This is a genomic window from Pseudomonas sp. SWRI154, from assembly GCF_014268645.1.
Classification (GTDB): domain Bacteria; phylum Pseudomonadota; class Gammaproteobacteria; order Pseudomonadales; family Pseudomonadaceae; genus Aquipseudomonas; species Aquipseudomonas marvdashtae.
In genome coordinates this window covers 73,126-79,125 of the sequence record NZ_JABWQW010000028.1, presented here as the reverse complement: position 1 = coordinate 79,125, position 6,000 = coordinate 73,126, and the positions used below count along the sequence as shown (strand labels likewise).

At 59.8% G+C, this 6,000-nt stretch carries 5 protein-coding genes and 2 pseudogenes; 4 read left to right on the top strand and 3 right to left on the bottom strand.

Annotated elements, in window-relative coordinates:
- The 4 genes and pseudogenes from HU806_RS21435 to HU806_RS21425 all read left to right on the top strand — a co-directional run.
- Positions 1-1,182 (top strand): annotated as a pseudogene (locus HU806_RS21435) (hypothetical protein); the annotation flags it as partial.
- Between the two features lie 490 nt (positions 1,183-1,672).
- A pseudogene (locus tag HU806_RS26915) lies at positions 1,673-2,449 on the top strand (HAMP domain-containing protein); the annotation flags it as partial.
- A gap of 69 nt (positions 2,450-2,518) precedes the next feature.
- On the top strand, positions 2,519-3,307 hold the full coding sequence (locus HU806_RS26910) for a methyl-accepting chemotaxis protein (protein WP_527251162.1): 789 nt from the start codon (positions 2,519-2,521) through the stop codon (positions 3,305-3,307).
- A gap of 10 nt (positions 3,308-3,317) precedes the next feature.
- A complete protein-coding gene (locus HU806_RS21425) occupies positions 3,318-4,067 on the top strand; it encodes a phytanoyl-CoA dioxygenase family protein (protein ID WP_189672531.1) in 750 nt (249 codons plus the stop codon).
- Between the two features lie 11 nt (positions 4,068-4,078).
- On the opposite strand, the gene HU806_RS21420 is transcribed toward HU806_RS21425, so the two are convergent.
- The 3 genes from HU806_RS21420 to HU806_RS21410 all read right to left on the bottom strand — a co-directional run bounded on the left by HU806_RS21420 (position 4,079) and on the right by HU806_RS21410 (position 5,677).
- A complete protein-coding gene (locus HU806_RS21420) occupies positions 4,079-4,447 on the bottom strand; it encodes a cupin domain-containing protein (protein WP_186614133.1) in 369 nt (122 codons plus the stop codon).
- A 104-nt stretch (positions 4,448-4,551) separates the two neighbouring features.
- Entirely contained in the window at positions 4,552-5,358 is an 807-nt protein-coding gene (locus HU806_RS21415; RefSeq protein WP_186614131.1) for an AraC family transcriptional regulator, read from the bottom strand.
- Positions 5,359-5,485: 127 nt separating this feature from the next.
- Complete coding sequence (locus HU806_RS21410) at positions 5,486-5,677, bottom strand: YegP family protein (RefSeq protein ID WP_186614129.1); 192 nt, start codon at positions 5,675-5,677, stop codon at positions 5,486-5,488.
- Positions 5,678-6,000 lie beyond the last annotated feature (323 nt).

Genomic DNA, 6,000 nt, shown 5'->3' with positions numbered 1-6,000 from the left:
ACCTACACCGTCACGCGCAGTAGCGGAACGAAGCCGCCGTCCACTGCCTTAACGGTGGCAGTGCAGGCGATGCCCGCCGAGGCGCTGATGCTGGGCAAACCGCGCATCCTCCAGGCTGCGGATAGCGGCAACGGTACTGAACTGGACATTGGTAGCTTCGGCGGCAATGCCACGGTGCGCGCAGGCATCTGGCCGCATATCGCCGTCGGCCAGCATGTGTGGATGCGTTTGAAAGGCAATAAGGCTTACGGGACTGCGCACAATCGCGACATCTGGGTACCGCCGGGGCCCAAGGTGAGCGCAATCTGGCTGACGCAGGGGTATTACGAGGTTTCGGCGCCTTCCAGTTACCTGCAGGAGCTGGGCGACGGCAGGACGCTGACCGTGGAGTTCAAGGTCGCTTTCGGACAGGGCACCGAGGAGACCCTGGCCACGGTCTTCCCCCCACGCACGTACATCATTCGCACGGCATTTAACGGAGTCGCCCCTAGCGTCAAGCAAGCTCCCGGCAATGTACTTAATCCGATGGCGGCCGAGGATGCGCTGACCGTGGTGATTCCGGATTACGGTATCCAGCCCGGCGACCAAGTCAGCGTGACCTGGACCGGGGCGGCCGGCACCGCCCCGGGCGGGTCTTACCCCACGCCGGTGCAAGCACTGCCAAGTAGCCGGGAGATCGCTATTCCGGTGTCGGTGATCGCTTACAACTTGGGCAAATCGGTGACGGTCATCTACACCGTCACTCGCAGTAGCGGAGCGAAGCGGACGTCCGCTGCCTTGACGCTGGCCGTGGGGACCTTGAATGAGGGCGCGCTGGTGCGGGGTAGGCCGCGTATCCTCCAAGCCGAGCAGGACGGTTACGGCGACAAATTCGTGACACGGCCTCCAGACTGGAATGGCTGGGTGCGTGTTGACCCTTGGCCGCACATCGCTGCGGGCCAACGCGCCTGGTTGACTTACTCGGTTTTCGGCGGGGGGGCGGATCATTTTTACGTTATGCCAGTTTCAGCGCACGAGGTGACCGCCGGGCTGTTAGTGCGGCTTCCCCCGCTCTTTTTGTCATCGCTGAGCACTGGCTACTACTTATCGGTCCGGTTAAGGGTCGCTTTTGATCAGAGCACAGATGAGTCAAATTTAGTCATTTTCCCACACCGAGAATATCTAATACAACGGGGAGGCTGACAGGGATTCGGACAGACCAGAATTATAAAAACTGATGGGTTCCCTCAGGGACAGACCCCGATTATGAGGCGGGCGATGACAAGTGAACTCAAATCGTGGTCTTTCCCGGAAGGACGGAAGGGCTCTATTGGGACCTTCCTCGACCCCGCCTGCCTGGGTTCTTCTGTTTTTGTACCACTCGTATGGCCGTCCATCAGAAATAATTTATTCGGCGCGCAATGGAAGGACCACCGACTCACTCGGAATGTCTCCTCGCATGGCGAGGTTCTCTAGAAGCTGGGTGACGGCGCGAATTCTATAACCTGCCGCGTCGAGCAGGACGTGCGGTACTGCGTCTGACCCATACTTTTCATCGAGCTCAACTCCCCTCCGCATCCTGCATAACCACAGCCCTTCACACCCAAACCTTTGTGACAATCAGACTAATGGGCTATAGCTCAAGACATGGCTGCCGATAGGCAGGTATTCCCCCGTGTAAGGAGTGACCCCCATGCCGCGATTTTTTGCCGACCTTGGCTTTCGCTGGAAGATCACTCTCCCGATCGCCTTCCTGGCTGTATTGCTGGCGCTGATGGGGTGGACGGGCATGCGTGGCATCGGTCAAGTGACCGAGTCCAGCACGCAATTGACCAAACGTTATCTACCGGCCATCAGCTTGTTGCTCAACGCTGATCGTGATCTTTATCAGGCGTTCGTGGCCGAGCGCAGTCTGCTGGATGGTCATGCAGACGTACATGTGCAAGCGCTGAGCGCCAGTCATGGCGAGAATGCCAAGCAGGCTTATGACCGTGTGCAGAAATATGCCGCGATGCAGCCCGGTGCCGAGGCGCAGGCGTTGGTCAGTCAGTTCAATGACAGCTACGGAAAATGGATGCAGGTTTCGCGGCGGGTCATCGAGCAGGCGGTAGGCGATCCGCAGGGCGCCAGCGCCCTGAGTTTTAGTGACAGCGAGCGCCTGTTCGAAGCCATGCGTGATTCCATTGACAAGCTGGGTGAGCTGGAAGATGCGGCGTCGCACCGTGAGGGCGACGCGGCGATTGAAAACGGCGAGGCAGTCGGTGTGCAACAGGGCGTGATTCTGTTGATTGGCTTGCTCGGTTGCATTCTGGTGCTTTTGGTTCTGCCATTGGTGGTGTTGAGTCCTATGCGTCGCTTGCTGCACCGTGTCGAGCAGATTGCCGAGGGGGGCGGGGATCTGAAAGGGCGTCTCGAGGTGCGTTCGGCCGATGAGTTGGGCCAGCTCGGCAGCGCTTTCAACCGCTTTCTCGATAAGCTGCAGCCTTTGATCGCCGAGGTTGGGCGGGTGACCGGGGAAGTCGACTCCGCAGCGCGCGCCATGGCCACCATGGCGGCGACCAATGATCGATTGATCAGCAGCGAGCATGCCGCACTGGATCAGGTCAGTACCGCCGCCACGCAGATGAGCGCGGCGGTGCATGAAGTGGCGCATAACGCGGCGAATGCCTCGGGCGCCGCGCAACAGGCGAGCAGCCAGTCTCGTGACGGTGCCGAGGTGGTCAGCAGTACCGTCGAGTCGATCCGCCAGTTGGCCCAGGAAGTGGAGAGCGCTTCGGGCACGATCGAGGCCCTGGCCCAGGAAACTTCCAGCATCGGCGCCGTGCTCGAGGTGATCCGTGGCATCGCCGAACAAACCAACTTGCTTGCGCTGAACGCGGCCATCGAAGCGGCTCGGGCCGGTGAGCAAGGCCGTGGTTTTGCCGTGGTGGCCGATGAAGTACGGGCGCTCGCGGCGCGGACCCAGGATTCGACCAAGGACATCCAGGTTCGCATCGAGCGCTTGCAGAGCGGGGTCGCCAAGGCTGTGCAAGCGATGCATGTGGGCAGCAGCAAGGCCCGGGACAGCGTCGAACGTGCTGCGGGGGTCGATCAGGTGCTCAGCGGTACCGGCGGTTCGATCCAGCGGATCAACGACATGGCCGCACAAATCGCCAGTGCATGCGAAGAGCAGAGCAGCGTCACCGAGGAAATAGCCCGCAATATTTCCGACATCCGCGACTTGTCCAACGAAGCAGCCGCCAACTCCGCCCAAAGCATGCAGGCCAGCCAGCAGCTTTCCAACTTGTCGAGAAACCTGGCAGAGCTGACCGGCCGCTTCCGTACCTGATCGGGTGCCTTTGTGGTCCACTGCCGATGATTTGCGAGCACTGCATCAGGACGGCTTTGTCCTGATGTCCGGTGTGTTGGACGCCGGGCAAATCACTGAGCTGCGTTACGCAATCGATCAACTGAAACCCCAGCACTGGGACTACAGCGGCGTCGTCGATCATTACAAATGTGTGTTCAACCGTGACCCGTTCTGGCTGCCGTACCTGGAAGTGAGCGGGGTGATCGAGCTGGCCGAGGCTGCCTTGGGGGAGGATTGTCACATCATCGGTCAGACGGCCTGGCGCTGCCATCCAGGTTTCATCGGCGCCCCGCTGCATCTGGATTACCTTCCTATGACGCTACCCTCCAGCCTGCTGGAAGACCCGGCCTTTGACCTGCCGATGCAGGTGTTCACCGCGCAGTTTTATCTCGATGATATCGACGCCGACTTGAGCCCGACAAGGGTGATTCCTGGCAGCCATAGGGCGGGCCGCGCGCCAATGGCGGGGGAAACGCAATGGCAGGGACGCCCGGCGCAGCCGGTGCTGTGCCGGGCGGGCGATGTCCTGATACTGCGCAGCGAGTTGTGGCACGCCGGCAGCGACAACCGGACCATCGACCGCACGCGGTACATGCTCCAGGTGCACTATGGCCGGCGGATGGTCGCCCAGAAGTTCTCGCCTTATTTACATTGGCAATTCAACCCTGAGGTCCTGGCCGCCGCGACGCCTCGCCAGCGCCGGCTGCTGGGCGATCATCAGGAAGCAGAATACGACTGAACCTGGCTCGGTCAGATCCAGACGTCATTGATCGCCGTTCGCTCATTGGTTTCTTCGCCGGTATTGATGACGCCCCGAGGCTTGATCAATAACAGTTTCACTTCCCGTTCGGCACTGGGTTTGTGCTCGACACCCTTCTTCACGACGAACATCTCGCCCGGGCCAATCATTACTGCGCCGTCGCGAAAGTCGATACGCAGCTCACCTCCCAGCACGATGAACGTTTCATCGGTGTCGGCATGGGTGTGCCAGACGAAGTCGCCTTCCAGCCGGGCGATCTTGAACTGATAGTCGTTCATTTCGGCGATGACCTTTGGCGCCCACTGTTCATGGAACAGCGAGTATTTCTGGGCGAAGTTGATCGGGAAGTAATGATTCATCGGGACACGCTCCTCAAAACTGGGTGATGAGCACCACCTTACGGCGCAAGGGCGAGGCAGGTATTGGATGATCGTGCAGCTTTGGCGCTGCGCGGCGTAACACCTCAACGCAGCATTTTTAGCCAGCGTGCCGGGGATATACCGAAGGCCTGGGTATGCAGTCGAGTCATATGGCTTTGGTCGAAAAAACCGCAGGCCAGGGCTGCTTCGCTCAGTGGCGTGCCCTGCAATACCAGGCGACGGGCTTCGTTCAATCGACGCTGGGTGATGTAGCGGTAAGGGCTGGTGCCGTACAAGGCACGAAAGTCCCGGGACAGGCTCCACCGATCGCGGCCACTGGCTTCAACCAGGTGGTCCAGGGTAATCGGCTGGTCAAGGGCGTCGTGGATGAATAGGCGTGCGCGCTCTGCCGCCGGATAGTCGATCAGTCGGCGTCCACGCTGGCCACCCGCCGCGACGGAGAGCGCCTGGGCCACGTCGTAGATGGCGTCTTCTTCTTCCAGCGGATCGAGGCCATGTTCCAGGCTGCTGAGCAGCCTGCGGGTCGCGATGTTGAGTCGAGGATCGTTCGACAGCCCGCCTTCAATGAAGGGCAGTGGCTTACCGCCCAGTACTTGCTGGATCAGCGATGGCTCTAAGTAGGACATCCGGTAGCGGAAGCCGTCGCTCGTCCCGGCTTCACCATCATGGATCTCGTCCGGGTGCAGCACGATGGTGCCGCCGGGTTGGCTATGACGTTTGCTGTGCCGGTAATTGAAGCTCTGGACACCGGAAAGGGTGAAGCCGATTGCATAGGTGTCATGTCGGTGGGTGGTGTAGCCATGACCACTGAAATAGGCCTCGATGCGTTCCAGTTTCCTCGACTCAGGCGCGCGCATCAGCCAGTCGCGACGGCTGCTTGATTGAGTCATGGGCAACGACCTCTCGCTGTTGTCCGCACACGATACCTGTCTGGTGCCTCGTGCAGCAAAAAACGCCAGCGTGAGCAAAGCTGCTCGTCCAGCTGAGCAGCTTCAGAAGGTGTGCCCGTGTCCGGCTTCAGATCACCTTCACCGGCGTCTCGCCATGGGCACTTTTGATCAACCCGATGACGTGCAGGCAATCCGCCTTGTTCACGTAGGATTCACCACTGGCGATGGTTTCGTGGTTGCCGGCCCTCAAGCGCCAGCGCCACTGACCTAGTCCGGTGTTCGGGGTGCCTCGGGTCTGTCTGTAGATCTCAAAATACATCGGTTCGCTCCCTGCGATTCACTGATTCAAGACATGTTTCGTACATGTCGTCACAAGCCTAGCCAAGCTGAAAGTTTTCGCTATCGGGGAAACGTTTCCAATGATTGTGAGATATTTCAGAAAATTGCAGCACCTGCTCAAAAAGCGAACCAGGAGCCATGGATGAATCGCAACGAATTGCGCAAGGCGACAATGACCCGGCCGAGCGATGGCTGAGGTCCCGTCTGGAGGCGTTCATGAGTGAGCGCGCGGGCCCGATGGGCGAAACAAAACCTGCCTGAAACAGCAAAGTCGAGGTATGGTTGCGGCGGCTGTCATCTCAA